The sequence below is a fragment of the Mycobacterium sp. DL genome (assembly GCF_039729195.1).
Taxonomy (GTDB): Bacteria; Actinomycetota; Actinomycetes; order Mycobacteriales; family Mycobacteriaceae; genus Mycobacterium; species Mycobacterium hippocampi_A.
Map to the genome: position 1 here is coordinate 1,163,933 of NZ_CP155796.1, position 17,892 is coordinate 1,181,824.

At 67.6% G+C, this 17,892-nt stretch carries 17 protein-coding genes; 11 read left to right on the forward strand and 6 right to left on the reverse strand.

What is annotated here, in order from left to right:
• Positions 1 to 10 precede the first annotated feature (10 nt).
• The gene (locus ABDC78_RS05585) at positions 11 to 1,186 is read left to right on the forward strand and encodes an FAD/NAD(P)-binding oxidoreductase (protein ID WP_178358754.1); all 1,176 of its coding nucleotides are present in this window, start codon (positions 11 to 13) and stop codon (positions 1,184 to 1,186) included.
• 199 nt (positions 1,187 to 1,385) lie between these two features.
• Entirely contained in the window at positions 1,386 to 3,014 is a 1,629-nt protein-coding gene (locus ABDC78_RS05590; protein WP_178358755.1) for an HNH endonuclease signature motif containing protein, read from the forward strand.
• Here ABDC78_RS05590 and ABDC78_RS05595 read toward each other — a convergent pair.
• The 3 genes from ABDC78_RS05595 to mftR are packed head-to-tail and all read right to left on the reverse strand — an operon-like array spanning position 2,996 to position 5,519.
• Positions 2,996 to 4,348, reverse strand: coding sequence for a VOC family protein (locus ABDC78_RS05595; protein ID WP_347133339.1), 1,353 nt, complete (start codon positions 4,346 to 4,348; stop codon positions 2,996 to 2,998). The genes ABDC78_RS05590 and ABDC78_RS05595 overlap by 19 nt on opposite strands.
• Positions 4,345 to 4,869, reverse strand: a complete 525-nt coding sequence (locus tag ABDC78_RS05600; protein ID WP_178358757.1) for a sigma-70 family RNA polymerase sigma factor — start codon at positions 4,867 to 4,869, stop codon at positions 4,345 to 4,347. Before ABDC78_RS05600 ends, ABDC78_RS05595 begins: the two co-directional genes overlap by 4 nt.
• 44 nt (positions 4,870 to 4,913) lie before the next feature.
• On the reverse strand, positions 4,914 to 5,519 hold the full coding sequence (gene mftR / locus ABDC78_RS05605) for a mycofactocin system transcriptional regulator (protein ID WP_178358758.1): 606 nt from the start codon (positions 5,517 to 5,519) through the stop codon (positions 4,914 to 4,916).
• An 86-nt stretch (positions 5,520 to 5,605) separates the two neighbouring features.
• Between mftR and mftA the strand changes: the two genes are divergently transcribed.
• The 7 genes from mftA (at position 5,606) to mftG (ending at position 12,131) form a co-directional block, all read left to right on the forward strand.
• Positions 5,606 to 5,698 (forward strand): mycofactocin precursor MftA, encoded by a 93-nt coding sequence (gene mftA, locus ABDC78_RS05610; protein ID WP_178358759.1) that lies wholly within the window; start codon positions 5,606 to 5,608, stop codon positions 5,696 to 5,698.
• A gap of 2 nt (positions 5,699 to 5,700) precedes the next feature.
• Positions 5,701 to 6,003, forward strand: a complete 303-nt coding sequence (gene mftB / locus ABDC78_RS05615; protein WP_347133340.1) for a mycofactocin biosynthesis chaperone MftB — start codon at positions 5,701 to 5,703, stop codon at positions 6,001 to 6,003.
• Positions 6,000 to 7,190, forward strand: coding sequence for a mycofactocin radical SAM maturase (gene mftC / locus ABDC78_RS05620; RefSeq protein ID WP_178358761.1), 1,191 nt, complete (start codon positions 6,000 to 6,002; stop codon positions 7,188 to 7,190). The genes mftB and mftC overlap by 4 nt, the downstream gene beginning before the upstream one ends.
• A gap of 3 nt (positions 7,191 to 7,193) precedes the next feature.
• Positions 7,194 to 8,369 carry a pre-mycofactocin synthase MftD gene (gene mftD / locus ABDC78_RS05625; RefSeq protein ID WP_178358762.1) on the forward strand — a complete coding sequence of 392 codons (1,176 nt, stop codon included), beginning with the start codon at positions 7,194 to 7,196 and terminating at the stop codon, positions 8,367 to 8,369.
• A 144-nt stretch (positions 8,370 to 8,513) separates the two neighbouring features.
• Positions 8,514 to 9,254, forward strand: coding sequence for a mycofactocin biosynthesis peptidyl-dipeptidase MftE (gene mftE, locus ABDC78_RS05630; RefSeq protein WP_178358763.1), 741 nt, complete (start codon positions 8,514 to 8,516; stop codon positions 9,252 to 9,254).
• The gene (mftF, locus tag ABDC78_RS05635; protein ID WP_178358764.1) at positions 9,251 to 10,663 is read left to right on the forward strand and encodes a mycofactocin biosynthesis glycosyltransferase MftF; all 1,413 of its coding nucleotides are present in this window, start codon (positions 9,251 to 9,253) and stop codon (positions 10,661 to 10,663) included. Before mftE ends, mftF begins: the two co-directional genes overlap by 4 nt.
• 46 nt (positions 10,664 to 10,709) lie before the next feature.
• Positions 10,710 to 12,131, forward strand: a complete 1,422-nt coding sequence (mftG, locus tag ABDC78_RS05640; protein WP_347133477.1) for a mycofactocin system GMC family oxidoreductase MftG — start codon at positions 10,710 to 10,712, stop codon at positions 12,129 to 12,131.
• Here mftG and ABDC78_RS05645 read toward each other — a convergent pair.
• Positions 12,115 to 13,692 (reverse strand): MFS transporter, encoded by a 1,578-nt coding sequence (locus ABDC78_RS05645; RefSeq protein WP_178358766.1) that lies wholly within the window; start codon positions 13,690 to 13,692, stop codon positions 12,115 to 12,117. The genes mftG and ABDC78_RS05645 overlap by 17 nt on opposite strands.
• Positions 13,693 to 13,764: 72 nt before the next feature.
• On the opposite strand from ABDC78_RS05645, the gene ABDC78_RS05650 reads away from it, so the two are divergent.
• The gene (locus ABDC78_RS05650; RefSeq protein ID WP_178358767.1) at positions 13,765 to 14,415 is read left to right on the forward strand and encodes a TetR/AcrR family transcriptional regulator; all 651 of its coding nucleotides are present in this window, start codon (positions 13,765 to 13,767) and stop codon (positions 14,413 to 14,415) included.
• Here the strand turns inward: ABDC78_RS05650 and ABDC78_RS05655 are convergent.
• Positions 14,393 to 15,646: a cytochrome P450 gene (locus ABDC78_RS05655; RefSeq protein WP_178358768.1), complete on the reverse strand. Its 1,254-nt coding sequence runs from the start codon at positions 15,644 to 15,646 to the stop codon at positions 14,393 to 14,395. The two genes, ABDC78_RS05650 and ABDC78_RS05655, sit on opposite strands and share 23 nt — an antisense overlap.
• A 170-nt stretch (positions 15,647 to 15,816) precedes the next feature.
• Between ABDC78_RS05655 and ABDC78_RS05660 the strand changes: the two genes are divergently transcribed.
• Positions 15,817 to 17,364: a carboxylesterase family protein gene (locus tag ABDC78_RS05660; RefSeq protein ID WP_178358980.1), complete on the forward strand. Its 1,548-nt coding sequence runs from the start codon at positions 15,817 to 15,819 to the stop codon at positions 17,362 to 17,364.
• Here ABDC78_RS05660 and ABDC78_RS05665 read toward each other — a convergent pair.
• Entirely contained in the window at positions 17,357 to 17,830 is a 474-nt protein-coding gene (locus ABDC78_RS05665; RefSeq protein WP_178358769.1) for a hotdog fold domain-containing protein, read from the reverse strand. The genes ABDC78_RS05660 and ABDC78_RS05665 overlap by 8 nt on opposite strands.
• Positions 17,831 to 17,892: the final 62 nt, after the last annotated feature.

Below are 17,892 nucleotides of genomic sequence, written 5' to 3' on the forward strand. Positions count from 1 at the left end.
GAACACCCAAGTGACCACTTCAGGAGGCGTCGTGATCGTCGGCGGCGGGCTGGCCGCCGCCCGAACCGCCGAACAACTGCGTCGTTCCGAGTTCGCCGGCACCATCACGATCGTCAGCGACGAAGCCCACCTGCCCTACGACCGGCCGCCGCTGTCGAAGGAAGTGCTGCGCTCCGAGACCGACGACGTCACGCTCAAACCGGCTGAGTTCTACGCCGAGAACAACATCACGATGCTGCTGGGCAACGGCGCGAGTTCGGTCGACACTGCCGTCCAGACGGTGACCCTGGCGGACGGCACAGAGCTGAGCTACGACGAGCTGATCATTGCGACGGGTCTTGTGCCTCGGCGCATTTCGTCCTTCCCCGATCTTGCGGGCATCCATGTGCTGCGCAACGTCGACGAGAGCCTCGCGTTGCGCCGGGAGGCGGAATCCGCGCGGCGCGCCGTCGTGGTGGGTGCGGGTTTCATCGGGTGTGAGGTGGCCGCGAGCCTGCGCAAGCTGGGCGTCGACGTGGTGCTGGTGGAGCCCCAGCCGTCGCCGTTGGCGTCGGTCCTGGGTCAGACGATCGGTGATCTGGTGACACGACTGCACCGGGCCGAGGGTGTCGACGTCCGCTGCGGCGTCGGCGTTGCGGAGGTCGGCGGCGACGGTCGGGTGCAGAGCGTCACGCTGGGCGACGGCACGGAACTGGAAGCCGACCTCGTGATCGTCGGTATCGGTTCCCACCCGGCCACCGGCTGGCTCGACGGTAGCGGCCTCGAGATCGACAACGGTGTGGTGTGCGACGACGCCGGCCGCGCGAGCGTGCCCCACGTGTGGGCAATCGGCGATGTCGCTTCCTGGCGGGACGTTGTCAAAGGTCAAGTGCGCGTTGAGCATTGGAGCAATGTCGCCGACCAGGCGAGGGTCTTGGTGCCGTCCCTGCTCGGTAACGATGCGCCTGCCGCGGTATCGGTCCCGTACTTCTGGAGCGACCAGTACGACGTCAAGATCCAGTGCCTGGGTGAGCCCGAGGCCACCGACACCGTGCATGTCGTCGAGGATGACGGCCGCAAGTTCCTGGCCTACTACGAGCGCGATGGTGTGGTGGTCGGCGTCGTCGGTGGCGGGATGCCGGGCAAGGTCATGAAGGCCCGCTCGAAGATCGCCGCGGGTGCGCCGATCTCCGACGTCCTGGGGTAGCGCTTCTCGTCGGAATTCTGGGCCGCGTGTGCTTTGGCCCGGGCCAAAGCCAACTTGAGTTCCAGATCATCGTCGTCCTCGTGGGCACCCCGTCGTGATTGATCCTTATCCACAACCTCTCACCAGAGGGCCGCGGTTATCCACAAGCGGCGACCCTGCCAGAAAGTTCGAGTCAGTGGAGCCGGGTAGAATCGAACACATGTTCGACTCGATGTTCGCCGGCGTGGCTGAGGATGCGTTGGTGGGTGTGATCGAGGCTGCCGCGCGGGAGGAAGCGGCGGCCGGCGCGCGGAAGTTGGCGGCGATCGCGGAGTTGGTGGACCGCTGTGTCGACGAAGATGACGAGCGCGGCCGGTGGGCTGTTGATCCGTGGGATCACACCGCGGCGCGGGTGGCGGCGGCGTTGACGGTAGGCCATCGCCGCGCGTCGGGGCAGATGCGGATCGCGGTGGCGTTGCGGTACCGGTTGCCGAAGGTGGCGGCACTGTTCAGTGCCGGGGCGCTCAGTGCGCGGGTGATTTCGGAGTTGACGTGGCGCACCCAGTTGGTCGAGGACCACGCGTTGATCACCCTCATCGATGCCGAACTGGCGGACAAAGCGGTGCGGTGGGGGCCGTTGTCGGTGGTGGTGTTGGGTCGGGCGATCGACGCGGTGATCGAGCGGTATGACCCCGAGGCGGTGCGCCGTGCCCGGGAGGTGATCCGGACCCGGGATTTCCATATCGGGGCGTGTGAGGACACCAATGAGTTCACCGTGGTGTGGGGGCGGTTGTCACCCACGGATGCGGCGGCGTTGCGGGCGCGGATCACCGCGATGGTGGCCGGGGTGTGTCCGGATGATCCGCGCACCGCCGGTGAGCGTTGGGCTGATGCGGTGGGCGCGTTGGGGCACGGGAACACGGTGTTGACGTGCCGGTGCGGCGGCGAACACTGCCCAGCCACACCAGCGCCGTCCTCGTCGGTGGTGATCCGGGTGATCGCCGATCAGGCCGCCGTGGACGCTGCCCGCAAACTGATCGCCGCCCAGAACGCCGAACACGCCCAATCAACAGCCGCCCAGAACCCTGAGCCCGCTGAGAACGCCGAGAACGCCGAGCCTGAGCCGACACTCGCGGACGACGCCGAGAACGCTGAGCCCGACGAAGATATCGAGCCTGAGGCGATGCCGGTCGCTGAACCCGAGCCCGAGTCCGAGCCTGCGGACGATGTCGATTCGATGCCGTCGCGATTGACCGATGCGGGGCTGGCGGTGTTGCCCGGGCGTGGGGTGATCCCCACCGCGGTGCTGGCCGAAGCGCTCCGCGGCGGAGCGAAAGTCGCCCCGCTGTGGCTGCCCGGCCCCGATCCCGAACCGCACTACCGGCCCTCGGCACGGCTGGCGGAGTTCATCCGCGTGCGTGACATGTTCTGCCGGTTCCCGGGCTGCGACGTGCCCGCTGACCGCTGCGACATCGACCACGTCGAGCCGTGGCCGCTGGGGCCCACCCATCCGTCGAACCTGAACTGCAAGTGCAGAAGTCATCATTTGATGAAAACGTTCTGGGGCGGGCCCGACGGCTGGCGGGACCGGCAACTCCCCGATGCCACAGTCATCTGGACTGCCCCCGACGGGCGGACTTACACCACAAAACCCGGCAGCCGACTGTTCTTCCCGTCCTACACCCTGGCCACCGCCGACCTGCCACCTCCAGCGTGCGGCCCACCAATCCATCCCGGCCGCACCGCGATGATGCCCCGCCGACGACGTACCCGCGCCGCCGACAACGCCGCAAGCATCAAAGCCGAACGCGCACTGAACAGTTCGGCCCCTCAGAACTCACCGAGGTAAAACCGCGTGCCCTGGTCGTCGGTACACAGCGCCGACTTGCCGTAGGCCTGCTGTGACGGCTCCTCGATCACCGACCCGCCCGCCTCGCGGACCCGCGCCACGGCGTCGTTGATGTCCTCGACGGTCCACATCGGCACGGTGACCGGGGCGTCGGTGCCGCCCGCAACACCGGCCATGGGATGAGTCGGGGACACCCCCCACCCGTCGTCAACTCGTCCCGGCTCGAACGTCCAGAACAGCAGCCCGCTGTAGAACGCCCTGAACGTGGCCGAGTCTGGGACCTGGTAGGTGATGTAGGACAACTCCCCGGGGCCGTCGCCGTTGAGTGTCGGGCGGGGTTGTCCGGGAGTCGGTTGATAGACAGCGAATTCGAGCCCCTGCGGATCGGTGGCGCCGAGCACGGTTCCGAAGTCGAAGTGCTCGATCTCATCGACAGTGCCGCCGGCGCTGAGGATGCTCTCCCGTGCCCCCGCGAGGTCTGTCACCGCGTAGCAGCAGAACAGCGTGTTCTTTCCCGGGATGGAGTAGATACCGATGCGCTGGCCGGTGTTGGTGACCTGCTGGGTGGCCGCATCGTAGGTCCAGCCGAGAACATGCCCGTAGAAGGCTGCCGCGCGTCGGGCGTCGGGCGTCCACACCGAGACATATCCGACGTCGCCGTGCTGGATGGGGACGGGCGAACCGGTCATCGGGCCGGTGATCATCCAGCGGTGCCCGAACGGGTCCACGATCGCGGCGGTCCTGCTGCCGTAGTTCTCGTACGGTTCGCGCTGCACGTCTGCGCCGTTCGCCCTGGCCCGCTCGAGCGTGACGTCCGTATCGGCCACCGGCAGCATCAGGCTCACCGAGACCGCCTGCGGCGACGGTGCTTTCAATCCGATCTCCGGGAACTCGTCGGCGAGGTAGAGCACCCCGCCCGAGATCGCCAACTCCGCGTGTCCGATCCGGCCGTCGCCCATCTCGATCGGATCCCCGACCACGGCGGCACCGAAGTTGTCGGTGTACCAGGTGATCGCGGCGCGGGCGTCTGCGACGGCCAGGTAGGGGATCGCGGCGGGCCGCGGAGAGGATGTAACAGCGGGCCGCGCAGAGGGCTGCGGAGCTGGCGTGGTCAGGGTGCGCTCGGCGGCGAGCCAGTCGGGTGCCGACATATCGGCGAGCTCGGCGATGTCGGTTCCGCTCATGATCACTCCTTGGGTTTGATCTGGTTGCTGTTCAAACAATCTCGCGGCCGACTCGAGGCGTGCCCGCAGTCGCGCGGCGAAGGCAGGGTCCGGCTCCGACGGAAGGTCGGTGCCGCGCAGCGCGTCCAGCGGATCGTGGTGGTTGTTCACGACGTCCCTCCTTCCAGCGTTGGGTATTGCGCGCGGAACGCTCGTCGCGCCCGCACCAGCAGCGCCTCGGTGGCGTGCACCGTGCGACCTATCAACTCGGCACATTCGGGCACCGAGCAGTCGTCCAAGTAGCGCAACGCCAGCACCGTGCGGTGGTGCTCGGGCAGCCGGGAGAGCACCTGTTCGGCGACGATGCGGTCGAGTTCGGCGTCCCAGTCGTCGGCGGCGTCGACCGGCTCGGGCAATTCGGCGACGGGTATCAAGAAGCGGTCGTGGCGCCTGCGGTAGTGGTCGGCCAGTTTGTGGCGTGCCACTCCGATCAACCACGGCACCGTCAACGGGGGAGGTGTTTTCCTTCTGGCCGTGTCCATCGCCGCCAGAAAGGTCTCCGACGTGAGGTCCTCGGCCGTCGCGCGGTCACCGCAGCGCCTGACGAAATATCCGTACACCGCCGGCAGGGCTTCGTCGTACAGCTCCAGCAGTGCCCGCGGCGCGTTGTGACCAGTCGGTTGGGCGCTCACATCCTTATCGTCGCCCTTGAGGCCCGAACTCCGACACCCCGAGTTCAGAGTCCGGTCAAGCCTGGCGCGAGCAGGTCGAATGCGTCGCTCAGGGCGGCCGGCAGTGCCACCGTCTCGTCCTCGAGCCACTGCCCGTAGGCGGCCAGCGCCACCCCGAGCATCGTCCACGCCACTGTCTGTGGCACCAGATCGGCTGCTGACACATCCAGGCGGCGGGCCACGAAAGCGGCCACCACGGCTCGCCAGCCGCCGTACATCGTCATCGAATATGCCTGCAGGGCCTCGGTTTCCAGAATCAACCGCATCCGCTGGCGGTGACGATCGGGGTCGTCGAACTCGTTGAAAGCCAACAGGGCGGTGCGGAGCGCGTCGCGGACCGGGACGCCGGGGTCGAGGCCGGCCAACAGGGCCTGCATGTTTCCGAGGTGTGCGTCGAAGTCACCCCACGGCAGTGCGTTCTTGGAGGGGTAGTAGCGGAACAGGGTCCGCCGGGCGATCCCCGCGGCCGTCGCCACGTCATCGACGCTGACGTCGTCGAATCCGCGCGTCATGAACAAGTCGATCGCGACGTCGCTGATGTGCTCCCAGCTCGTCGACCGGCGACGGCCCACGCGACCCTTCCCAGCGTCCACCGGAATCCGCCCTTCCATTTAGGCACCCGATGCCATATTGTTGCGACCTGCATCACAAATGTCGAGACCCTACCGGGGACCGCATCGGGAGAAAGGCGAGATCAATGGAACCGAATCAGCACGTGGAGACCGAAGAGCTGGTCACCGAGAGCTTGGTCGAGGAAGTCTCGATCGACGGGATGTGCGGGGTCTACTGACCGTGACTGCGTCGACGGTGGAAACCGACCGTGTCTTCGATCCGGACCTGTCCTGGCGGCTGCACCCTCAGGTGGCGGTGCGGCCCGAACCGTTCGGCGCGCTGCTGTATCACTTCGGCACCCGCAAGCTCTCGTTCTTGAAGAACCGGACGATCGTCGAGGTGATCAACCTCCTGGCTGATCACCCCGACGCTCGATCCGCCTGCCGCGCCGCGGGAATCGACGACGACGCGCAGGCCCCCTACCTACACGCTCTGGGTGTACTGGTCCAGTCCCAGATGCTGGTTCGCGAGGAGATGTCATGACCACTATGCAACCCGTGCCCCGGCTCGTCGATCAGTTCGAGCGCGGTCTGGACGCGCCGATCTGCCTGACGTGGGAGCTGACGTACGCCTGCAACCTGTCGTGTGTGCACTGCCTGTCGTCGTCGGGCAAGCGCGATCCGCGCGAGCTGTCCACGCAACAGTGCAAGGACATCATCGACGAGCTGGAACGGATGCAGGTGTTCTACGTGAACATCGGCGGCGGCGAACCCACTGTGCGATCGGACTTCTGGGAGCTCGTCGACTACGCGACCGCCCACCACGTCGGCGTCAAGTTCTCCACCAACGGAGTTCGCATCAATCGCGAGGTGGCAGCGAAGCTGGCTGCCAGCGACTACGTCGACGTGCAGATCTCGCTGGACGGCGCGACCGCCGAGGTCAACGATGCGGTGCGCGGTCCGGGATCCTTCGCGATGGCGACGCGCGCGTTGGAGAACCTCAGGGAGGCCGGCTTCACCGACGCCAAGATCTCGGTGGTGGTGACCCGCCACAACGTGGGCCAGCTCGACGATTTCAAGGCCCTGGCCGACAGCTACGACGCGACGCTGCGCATCACCCGACTGCGGCCGTCGGGCCGGGGCGCCGACGTGTGGGACGAACTCCACCCGACCCCCGCACAGCAGGTTCAGCTCTACGACTGGCTGGTGGCCAACGGCGAGCGGGTCCTCACCGGTGACTCGTTCTTCCACCTGTCGGGCCTGGGTGAACCGGGTGCGCTGGCCGGGTTGAATCTGTGCGGAGCGGGCCGGGTGGTTTGCCTGATCGATCCCCTGGGTGACGTCTACGCCTGCCCGTTCGCCATCCACGACACGTTCCTTGCCGGTAATGTGTTGTCGGACAACGGGTTCCAGAACGTCTGGCAGAACTCGGAGCTGTTCCGGGAGCTGCGTGAGCCGCAGTCGGCCGGCGCGTGCGGAAGCTGCGGCCATTACGACAGCTGCCGCGGAGGCTGCATGGCCGCCAAGTTCTTCACCGGTCTTCCGCTCGACGGCCCGGACCCGGAGTGCGTCGAGGGCTACGGCGAGCCGGCATTGGCTCGCGAGCGTGACAAGCCCAAGTCCAGCGTCGACCACTCCCGTACCGGGAACCGCAAGACGCCGTCAGGTCCCATCCCGCTCACACTGCTGAGCGCTCCCCCCAAAAAGTTCTGCAACGAAAGTCCTGTGTAACCCATGGCACGCGATACCTGGTTCGAAACGGTCGCCATCGCTCAGCAGCGGGCGAAGAAGCGCCTTCCCAAGTCCGCCTACCTGTCGCTGGTGTCCGCCAGCGAGAAGGGCGTGACGGTCTCCGACAACGTCGAGTCGTTCGCGGAGCTCGGCTTCGCACCGCACGTCATCGGCGCCACCGAGAAGCGGGATATGTCGACAACGGTGATGGGGCAGGACATTTCGATGCCCGTCATCATCTCTCCGACCGGTGTGCAGGCCATCGACCCCGACGGTGAGGTGGCCGTGGCGCGGGCCGCCGCCGCGCGCGGTACCGCGATGGGCCTGTCGTCCTTCGCCAGCAAGCCGATGGAAGAGGTCACCGCGGTCAACGACAAGATCTTCTTCCAGATCTACTGGCTGGGCAGCCGCGACGAGATACTGCAGCGGATGGAGCGGGCCCGGGCCGCGGGCGCCAAGGGTCTGATCCTGACCACCGACTGGAGTTTCTCGCACGGTCGCGACTGGGGCAGCCCCAAGATCCCCGAGGCGATGAACCTCGCCACCATGGTGCGGATGTTCCCCGAGGTGGTCACCAAGCCGCGCTGGCTGTGGAGCTTCGGCAAGGGGCTGCGGCCACCGGCCCTGCGGGTGCCCAACCAGGGCCGACGCGGTGAGGCCGGCCCGGCGTTCTTCGAGGCGTACGGGCAGTGGATGGGCACCCCGCCGCCGACCTGGGAGGACGTCGCCTGGTTGCGTCAGCAGTGGGGCGGACAGTTCATGCTGAAGGGAACGGTGCGGGTCGACGACGCCAAACGTGCTGTTGATGCGGGCGTTTCGGCGATCACCGTGTCCAACCACGGCGGCAACAATCTCGATGGCACCCCGGCGGCGATCCGGTGCCTGCCCGCCATTGCCGATGCGGTCGGCGATCAGATCGAGGTTTTGCTGGATGGCGGAGTCCGGCGGGGCAGCGATGTGGTCAAGGCCGTCGCTCTCGGCGCGAGGGCGGTCATGCTCGGCAGGGCATATCTGTGGGGTCTGGCCGCCAACGGCCAGGCGGGTGTCGAGAATGTTCTGGACATCATGCACGGCGGTATCGACTCGGCCCTGATGGGTCTCGGCAAATCTTCGATCCACGAATTGACGCGCGAGGACATTCTGATTCCCGACGGATTCACCCGCACGCTCGGAGTGTGAACGGGCCGCGCGGCGGGTGGTCTCGCTGCGCGGGACTGTGGTGCAGACGTGGCGCGGGGGGCTGGCGTGGTTCCCCGATCGTGGACCACATCCCATGATCGGAAATCAATTGCCACGCATGCGTCAACAATTGGCGCACGCCAGATGAATTCGGCCTACGATCGTCGCGTGGCATTCCCCAGCAAGCTCGGGGACTCAACGTCGAGGCAGCTGCAGAACACGTCGCCCGCGCTGGTCGTCCCAGTAGGTTCCACCGAGCAGCATGGACCCCATCTGCCTCTGGACACCGATACTCGCATCGCAACCGCGGTCGCCGCTGCGCTCGTGGAGCGCCTGGGTGGGAGTGCCGACCACTGGCTGGTCGCCCCTGCCGTTGGCTACGGCGCCAGCGGCGAGCACGAAGGCTTCCCCGGCACGATCTCGATTGGCACACCGGTACTGGCGGAACTGCTTGTGGAGTTCGCCCGTTCGGCCTCTCGCTGGACCTCGCGCCTGGTGTTCGTCAACGGCCACGGCGGAAACGTCGATGCGCTGCGCCGGGCGGTGGGGACGCTCCGGTACGAAGGGCGGGACGCGGGGTGGTGCTCGTGCAGCTCCAGCAACGCCGACGCGCATGCCGGGCACACCGAAACATCTGTATTGCTACATATTTCACCGGGTGTCGTGAGGGAGGATCAGCGAGTACCGGGCAACCGGGCTCCCTTGTCCGAACTGATGCCTGAGATGCTTCGTGGGGGAGTCGCCGCAGTCAGTTCGCTGGGGGTACTCGGCGACCCGACCACGGCGACGGCGGAGGAGGGGAGAAGGATCTTTGCCGAAATGGTTGACGCATGTCTGGGGAGGGTCATCCGGTGGGCGCCCGATCAGCAGGGAATGTTGAGGTGACCGGGCCGCGCCTGCCCGACGGGTTCGCGGTTCAGGTGGATCGACGGGTGCGAGTCCTCGGGGAGGGGGCTGCGCTTCTGGGCGGTTCGCCCACCCGCCTGCTCCGGCTGGCCCCGGCCGCGCAGACCATGCTGGCCGGCGGCAGGCTCGAGGTGCACGACGCGGTCAGCGCTCAATTGGCGCGCACCCTGCTGGACGCAACTGTTGCCCATCCGCGACCGCTCAGTGGACCGTCACACCGGGACGTCACCGTCGTGATTCCGGTGCGGGACAATCCTTCCGGGCTCGACAGGTTGGTCTATTCGCTGCGTGGTCTGCGCGTTGTGATCGTCGACGACGGTTCCGTGACCCCGGTGCTGGAATCCGACTTCACCGGCGTGCACTGCGACCTGACGATCCTGCGGCACTCGCGCAACAAGGGGCCGGCCGCCGCACGTAACACCGGACTGCGGGCGTGTGACACCGACTTCGTCGCCTTCCTCGACTCCGATGTGGTGCCCCGCCGCGGTTGGCTCGAGGCACTGCTCGGGCACTTCTGTGATCCTGCGGTGGCACTGGCAGCACCGCGGATCGTCGCGTTGCATCCGTCCGACAGCGCGGTGGCGCGTTACGAGGCGGTGCGGTCGTCGCTCGACCTCGGGTTGCGCGAGGCCCCGGTGGTTCCGCTCGGCACGGTGTCCTATGTTCCGAGCGCCGCTATCATCTGCCGCCGTCGAACCTTGATCGAGGTCGGCGGCTTCGACGAGTCACTGGTGTCCGGTGAGGACGTCGACCTGTGCTGGCGGCTGAACGAGGTGGGCGCGCGGCTTCGGTACGAACCGATCGCCACGGTGGCCCACGATCACCGCACCGAGCTGCGAAAGTGGTTCGTCCGCAAGTCGTTCTACGGCGGCTCGGCGGCACCGCTGGCGATCCGTCATCCCGGCAAGACGGCGCCACTGGTGATCTCGGGGTGGACGTTGGTGGTCTGGCTGCTGGCGGCAATCGGCTCGAGCCTCGGGTACCTGGGATCCGCCGCCGTCGCGGGTATCACCGGGCGCCGCATCGCCAAGTCGTTGTCCAGCGTGCAGACAGAACCGATCGAGGTCGCGCTCGTCGCGGTGCACGGGCTGTGGTCGGCGGCCCTGCAGTTGGCGTCGGCGATCTGCCGCCACTACTGGCCGATCGCGCTGGTCGCCGCGGTGTTTTCACGACGCTGTCGCCAGGTGGTGTTGGTGGCCGCGGTGCTCGACGGCGTGTTCGACTGGATCACCCGAAACGGCAACGCCGACGACGAGACCCAGCGGGTCGGCGTGCTCACCTATGTGCTGCTCAAACGTCTCGACGACATCGCCTACGGTTTGGGGCTGTGGAGCGGCGTGGTGCGCGAGCGGCATGCCGGCGCGCTCAAGCCGCAGATCCGGACCTGACGCGCCTTTGCACAGCGACCGTTTTGCTCCTCGCGTCCGCAGTGACATCCTGATCGTCGGCGCCGGGAGTGCGGGATCCGTGCTTGCAGAACGGCTTTCCGCCGACGACCGTTGCCGGGTGACCGTGGTGGAAGCGGGTCCCGGGCCGGGTGACCCGCGGATCTACAGCCAGATCACCGATGGTCTGCGCCTTCCGATCGGGGAGGCGAGTTCGGTGGTCCGGCGGTATCAGACGACGCTGACCGACGCACCCGAACGGTCCGCGCAGATCATGCGCGGCGCCGTCGTCGGCGGATCGGGTGCGATCAACGGGGGGTACTTCTGTCGCGCCCTGCCGTCCGACGTCGACGGATGGGCGCTGCCGGGCTGGTCCTGGTCCGAGGTCCTCCCACACTTCATCGCGATCGAGAACGACCTGGACTTCGACAGTCCACTGCATGGCTCGGCCGGGCCGATCACCGTGCGTCGGGTCAATGAATTCAACGGCTGCACAGCAGCATTCGTGGAATCGGCACAGTCGGCGGGGTTCGGCTGGATCGACGATCTCAACGGGTCGACACCGGAGGTCCCGCTGGGGCCGGGAGTCGGTGCGGTGCCGCTCAACATCGAGGGCGGCACCCGCGTCGGCCCCGGGGGTGCCTTTCTGCAACCGGCGTTGCAGCGTCCCAACCTGACCCTGCTCGCCGATACCCAGGTGCGCCGGATTCGGGTGGACGCCGGGCGGGCCACCGCGCTGGAGTGCCGCGGGCCCGGCGGAGACGTGGTGCTGACCGCCGACCGGATCGTGCTGTCCGCCGGCGCCATCGGTTCCGCCCACCTGCTGATGCTGTCGGGAATCGGACCCGGGGACGACCTGAGGCACGCGGGCGTGTCCGTGGGGGTGGATCTGCCCGTCGGCGTCGGTACCGTCGATCACCCGGAATGGGTGCTACCGGTGAGCTGGCCGCCGACGCATGGCGTGCCCCCGTTGGAGGCGGTGCTGACGACTGGTGAGGGCCTTGAGATCAGGCCTTACACAGCGGGTTTCGGAGCGATGACCAGCGGTCGCCGCGATGACCCGACCGACCGGCCGCACCTCGGGGTGACGTTGATGCGTCCCCGGTCGCGAGGCCGGATCACGCTCGTGTCCGCGGATCCCGACCGCGCCCCGGTGATCGAACATCACTACGACAGCGAGGCCGCAGATGTCGAGCTGCTCCGGAGAGGGTCCGAGCTCGCGCATGAATTAGCCGGTACCACAGTAGAATCCGAACCCTCGTGGTCGACATCGCAGCACCTGTGCGGTAGTGCCCGGATGGGCGGTGACGGTGACCCGACTGCGGTGGTCGACGCTCAGTGTCGGGTATTGGGCGTCGACGGACTGTGGGTCGTCGATGGGTCGATCCTGCCCGCCATCACCAGTCGCGGACCGCACGCGACGATCGTGATGGCCGGCCACCGCGCGACGGAGTTCATCGCCGCTCGGTGAGCTTGCGGACCGCGCGGGACTGCCGACCGTCGCGACCGGGTGACCAGACCGCGACGAAGGCCGCCGCGACGAGGATCGCCGCGGAGAGCACCAGCAGCGCCTGGTCCATCGCGTGCAGGAATGCCGACTCGGCGAGGGCGGCCAGTTGTGCGCCCATCGGGCCCATCTGTTCGGCGACGGACAGTGCGTAGGCGAGCGATTCGGTCGCGGCTTCGCGGCTCTGGTCCGGGAAGGCGCCCACGTTCGGTGCCAACGCGTGCTGATAGCCCGCAGCGAGAACCGATCCGGCGACGGCGATGCCGAGCGCCGCACCGATCTCACGGGTGGCGTCGTTGACCGCGGAGGCCACACCTTGCTTCTCGTCCGGTACCGCGCCCATGATCGCCGAAGTCGTCGGCGCCGTGCACAGTCCGATACCCGAGGCCATGATCAGCAGCGGCCACGCCAGATCCAGGTACGACGACTCGGCTTCGAGGGTGCGCATGCAGAACAGCCCGGTTGCCAACATCAACAAACCGACGGTCACCACCGCCCGCAGGCCGAATCTGGGGAGATAGAGGTGCACGGTGGCGCTGAGGATGAGCACGGGGAAGACCAGCGGTGTCAACGCGAATGCGGTCGTGATGGGGCTGTACCCGAGCACCAACTGCATGAACTGCATTGCCACGAAGAAGAATCCGAAGTTCGCGAAGAACAGGAAGGTGATGCCGACGGCGCCGGTGGCGAAATCGGGTCTGCCGAAGAGTCGCACGTCGAGGAGCGGGTGCTCTCGCCGCAACTGGACCCGCGTGAAGACCGCGGCGATGGCCACGCCGGCCGCCATGCAGAACAGCACGGCGGGGTCGGTCCACCCGCGGTGGGGGGCCTCGATCACCCCGAGCGCGAACACCGCGATCGCCGCTCCGATGAGTCCGCCGCCGAGCCAGTCGACCGGCGCGGCGCTCTCGTCACGCGACGACCCGATGGTGCAGGTGAGCCCGAACAGTACTACTGCGGCTGCGCCGAACGCGTAGAAGATGGACTGCCACGGGAAGAAGTGCAGCAGTGTCCCGGTGCCCAGGAATCCGACGATCGCCGCGGAACCCGCAACGCCCGCCCAGATCCCGACGGCCTTGTTGCGTTCGGACTTCGGAAACGCCGCGGTGAGCAGTGACAGCGTCGCAGGCATGATGAACGCTGCGCCGAAACCCGCCACCGCGCGTGCAGCGATGATCTGCGTCGGACTGTCCCACACCACGGGGGCCAGGGAAGCCACGCCGAAGATCGCGAGCCCGGCGAGGAGCGCGCCGCGGCGGCCGTAACGGTCGCCGAGGGCCCCGGCGAGCAGCAGCAGACAGGCCAGCGCGAGCGTGTAGCCGTCGATCACCCACGTCAGTTGCGTCTGGGTCGCCGACGTCTCGACCGCGAGGTCGGGCAGTGCGGCGTTGAGCGCGACCATGGACGCGATGACCAGGAGGACGTCGGCGCACGCGATGGTGAGCAGCCACGTCCGTCTGCGCGGGGACAGGGTGGCGGCGTCGGCGTCGATATCCTGGCTGGACCCGTCGAGGGTGTCGACCATGTCGTCTCTCTCTCGGCAGGGGATACTTTTGAGACTAACAGTCTCGTACCCGTGCGGAAGGTGGCGGAAACGATGAGTACGGCGGGAGGCGACCCGCGGCCGGCCAGATCCCGGGCGCGACTGCTCGACGCGGCGACGGCGCTGCTGCGCACAGGCGGGCCCGGCGCGGTGACCGTCGACGCCGTCACCCGCAGCGCCAACGTGGCGCGGGCCACGCTGTATCGGCACTTCCCCAGTGCGAATGATCTTGTCGCAGCGGCATTCATGAGCCTCATTCCGCCACCGCCGATGCCGCCGGACGACGGCGGTCTACGGGACCGGCTCATCTCGATCGTCGTCGAGTGGGCCGAGGCGATCGCGGAGGTGCCGACCACCCTGACCGCGATGGCGTGGCTGTCGCTCGGGCCGGACATCGCGCAGGTGCCCAACGCCGGACATCCTGTCGCGGGCAGTCAGGAGGTGCTCTCGCTGCGCGAGAGAATCGCCGAACAGTACTCGGCACCGTTCGACGCGATCTTCGACGGGCCGCAGGCCGCTGCCGAGTTGCGCCCTGTCGACAGGCCGATGGCGTTTGCGCTGCTGATCGGCCCACTGGCCTTCGGCCGGATCAGCACCCTGGCCGATTTCGACTACCGGGCGGTGGCGATCGCCGCGGTCGACGGCTTCCTGGCCAACTTCGCCGCACCGCCCGATGCCGAAATCACCTCAGCGAGTAGCGAATAGGGAGATGCTTGAGGCCGCCGACGAACGTGGTGGCCGCCAGCTCGGGCTCGCCCGCCAGCTCGATCGAGTCCAGTCGGGGCAGCAACTCGGTGAACAGGCTGTTCATCTCCATCCTCGCCAGCGCCGCGCCGAGGCAGAAGTGCACGCCGTACCCGAACGACAGATGCTTGTTCGGGTCGCGGCCCACATCGAAGCGGAACGGGTCGGCGAAGACGTCTTCGTCCCGGTTGGCCGAGACGTACGCCAGGTACACCGACTCGCCCTCGGCGATGGGCACCCCGCGGATCTCGGTGTCGGCGGTCGCGGTACGCATGAACTCCTTCACCGGCGTCGTCCACCGGATCATCTCCTCGACCGCGGTGCCCATCAGGCTCGGATCGTCCTGCAGGCGGGCGAGCTGATCCGGATTGTCGATGAGGGCGCGCAGTCCACCCGAGATCGCGTCCTTGGTGGTGTCGTGGCCCGCGCTGGCGACGATCACGTAGTAGGAGACGGTGTCCATGTCCGACATCAGCTCGCCGTTGATGGTGCCGTTGGCGATCGCCGAGGCCAGATCGTCGGTGGGGTGCTCACGGCGGGAGGCGGTCAGTGCCGAGAAGTAGGCGAAGAAATCCATCAGCACGGCCAACAGGTCTTCGGTGGTGCCCTCGCCGCGCTTGTGCTCGGTGTCGTCGCCGCCGAACATCTCCTGGGTGAGCTTGAGCATCCGGGGGAAGTCGTCCTCGGGGAGTCCGAGGAGCGAAAGAATCACGTAGAGCGGGTAATTGACCGCGATGTCGGTGACGAAGTCACATTCGGGACCGATGTCGCGCATCCGGTCGACGTACCGCTTGGCCAGTTCGTCGACGCGCACCTTGAGGTCGCGCATCGCCTTGGGCCGGAACCAGTCGGCGCCGATCTTGCGCACGTCGCGGTGGTGCGGGTCGTCCATGTGGATGAGCGTCCGCAGACCGATGCCGGCATCCTGCTGCTGCTTCATCACGTCATCGGCGTCGGCCGGGGCGAGCAGCGGGCGCGGGCCGCTGACGAAGAGTTCGTTGTCACGCTCGATCGCCATGATGTCGGCGTGTCTGGTGATCGCCCAGAACGGCCGGTACGGCGGATTGTCCACCCACGCGACGGGTTCGTTGGCCCGCAGATGGGCCAGCGCCGCGTGCAGTCGGTCGTCGTCGGCATAGGCCTCCGGATCGGCCAGAACCTTCGCGGCATCGTCCGTCGTGGGTGTGCTCATGCGGTCTCCTCGTCGGGGCTGTCAGCGACTTGACGGGTGTCAACTCGACAGTCTATGTGACGGGCGCCACGTGACGGAAGGGAGGCCGGGTGAGATCACCATTAGGCTCGGACCCTGTGGCGCCCACTTCGGTACTCGGTCGCATCGGGTGCCTGTTGGTAGCCGTGGCGATGATCGCCGGGTGTACACAGGGGGTGCAGGATCCGCCGGCCGTGCACTCCGATCCGGCACTGGTGCAGACCGTGGCGGGGACGGTGCGCGGCGTGGTCGCCGAAGACCACCGGCTGTTCGCCGGAATCCCTTATGCGGCACCGCCTGTCGGGCCGTTGCGTTGGCAGCCGCCGGAGCCGGCGCCGGCATGGGATGGGGTGCGTGATGCGACCAGGTTCGGTCCACGGTGCCCGCAGCCTCTCGAGGGTGACATCGAGTTGGGCCGCCAGACCGACGAGGACTGCCTCAATCTGCACGTCTGGACCCCGGCCTCGGATTCCGGCTCGGCGGCGCTGCGTCCGGTGATGGTGTGGATCCACGGCGGCGCGTTCGTCACCGGAACCGCCGCGGCCTACGACGCGCGCCGTCTGGTCGCCCGCGGCGACATCGTCGTCGTGACGATCAACTACCGATTGGGCGCGCTGGGGTTTCTGGCGCACCCCGCCCTCGGGCCCGCGGGCGAGGTGGGCAACTACGGTCTGGCCGATCAGCAGGCCGCGCTGCGGTGGGTGCGCGACAACATCGAAGCATTCGGCGGCGACCCCGGCAGGGTCACCGTCGCTGGGGAGTCCGCGGGCGGCATGTCGGTGTGCGACCACCTCGTCGCCCCGGACTCGCAGGGGTTGTTCGGCGCGGCCCTCATCCAGAGCGGTCCGTGCCAGGCTCAGCTGGCGCTGCCGGCCGCAGAACGCATCAGCATCGACTACGCGCGCAACGCCGGGTGCGGCGATCCGGCGGTCGCCGCCGAGTGTCTGCGGTCGCTGCCCGTCAACGAGCTACGAGAACCGGTGCGGTACTACAGGATCGGAGACGACGCGCTCAGCGGTCCGGTCACCGGCACGACGATCCTGCCGCAGGATCCGATGGTGGCTTTCGCCGACGGCGGCGCGGCCCGGGTGCCGGTCGCGATCGGCAGCAACCGAGACGAGTTCACGCTGTTCATGGCACTCGAGTACCTACGGGGGATCGAACTGCTGCCCGAGGACTATCCGCGGGCGCTGGCAGACGCGTTCGGTGCCGATGCGGCTGCGGTCGCCGACCGCTACCCGCTGAACCGATACGACGACAGCGCGCCGCTGGCCTACTCGGCCGCTGTCACCGACGCCGACTTCGCGTGTGTGGACGAGCGCATCGGTGACGACCTCGCACGGCACTCGCCGGTGTACGCCTACGAGTTCAACGACCGGCGGGCGCCCGCCCCGGAGCCGTTTCGCACCCTGCCCTTCCCCGTCGGCGCAAGTCACTCGTTGGAACTGCGGTATCTGTTCGACATCGGTGGTGCGCCGGACCTGGACCCCGCCCAGCAGGCGCTGTCCGACCAGATGATCGATTACTGGAGCGCGTTCGTCAGCACCGGCACACCGAACGGCGACGGCCTGCCCGACTGGCCCGAGGTCGGAGACGATCCGGCGGCCGGGCAGCGGTTGTCGCTCGAACCCGACGCCACCAGGGTGGTCGACGACTTCGAGCAGGTGCACCAGTGCGCGTTCTGGGAGAACCTCAGGTAGGAGTGACCCACGTCGTGATGTCGGCGTGCACGACCTCGACGCCGCTGCGGTCGGTGACGCTCACCGGGACGACGAGTTCGACGCCCTCGGTGAGCGCGTCGAAAACGGGCACATCGATGCGCGCGGTGGCGCGCAGCGACGTCGTCGCCTTCTGCAGGTACTGCACGTTCATCGCCTTGGGGATCCAGCGGTGCGTCGTCGGCACCGTCGCCTCCATCAGCATCCCCATCGCCATCTCGGCGGCGTTGCACGACGCGATCGCGTGCACGGTCGAAAGGTGGTTGTGCACGAAGAACCACTTCGGCACGTCGACCTCCGCCAGACCGGGTTCCATCCGCTTGACGTGGGGCAGCACCGAGGCGAAGTAAGGAACCCGCGCCATCGCGGCGACCGAGAACAGCCGGCTGCCCGTTGGTAGTCTCTCCAATCGCTGCCACATGCGGTACGTGGTGGTCGAGGCGGTCATCCGGCCTACCTTACTTGTCGGTAAGATAGGACCTCGACCGGTCACCTCCGAAGATTTGGAGG

Bases quoted from the DNA above. Each gene is read 5' to 3' on its own strand.
- ABDC78_RS05590 (WP_178358755.1), top strand. From the start codon at position 1,386: ATGTTCGACTCGATGTTCGCCGGCGTGGCTGAGGATGCGTTGGTGGGT.
- mftE (WP_178358763.1), top strand. From the start codon at position 8,514: ATGAATTCGGCCTACGATCGTCGCGTGGCATTCCCCAGCAAGCTCGGG.
- mftR (WP_178358758.1), bottom strand. From the start codon at position 5,519: ATGGAAGGGCGGATTCCGGTGGACGCTGGGAAGGGTCGCGTGGGCCGT.
- mftD (WP_178358762.1), top strand. From the start codon at position 7,194: ATGGCACGCGATACCTGGTTCGAAACGGTCGCCATCGCTCAGCAGCGG.
- ABDC78_RS05645 (WP_178358766.1), bottom strand. From the start codon at position 13,692: ATGGTCGACACCCTCGACGGGTCCAGCCAGGATATCGACGCCGACGCC.
- ABDC78_RS05660 (WP_178358980.1), top strand. From the start codon at position 15,817: ATGATCGCCGGGTGTACACAGGGGGTGCAGGATCCGCCGGCCGTGCAC.
- ABDC78_RS05650 (WP_178358767.1), top strand. From the start codon at position 13,765: ATGAGTACGGCGGGAGGCGACCCGCGGCCGGCCAGATCCCGGGCGCGA.
- mftC (WP_178358761.1), top strand. From the start codon at position 6,000: ATGACCACTATGCAACCCGTGCCCCGGCTCGTCGATCAGTTCGAGCGC.
- ABDC78_RS05665 (WP_178358769.1), bottom strand. From the start codon at position 17,830: ATGACCGCCTCGACCACCACGTACCGCATGTGGCAGCGATTGGAGAGA.
- ABDC78_RS05655 (WP_178358768.1), bottom strand. From the start codon at position 15,646: ATGAGCACACCCACGACGGACGATGCCGCGAAGGTTCTGGCCGATCCG.
- mftA (WP_178358759.1), top strand. From the start codon at position 5,606: ATGGAACCGAATCAGCACGTGGAGACCGAAGAGCTGGTCACCGAGAGC.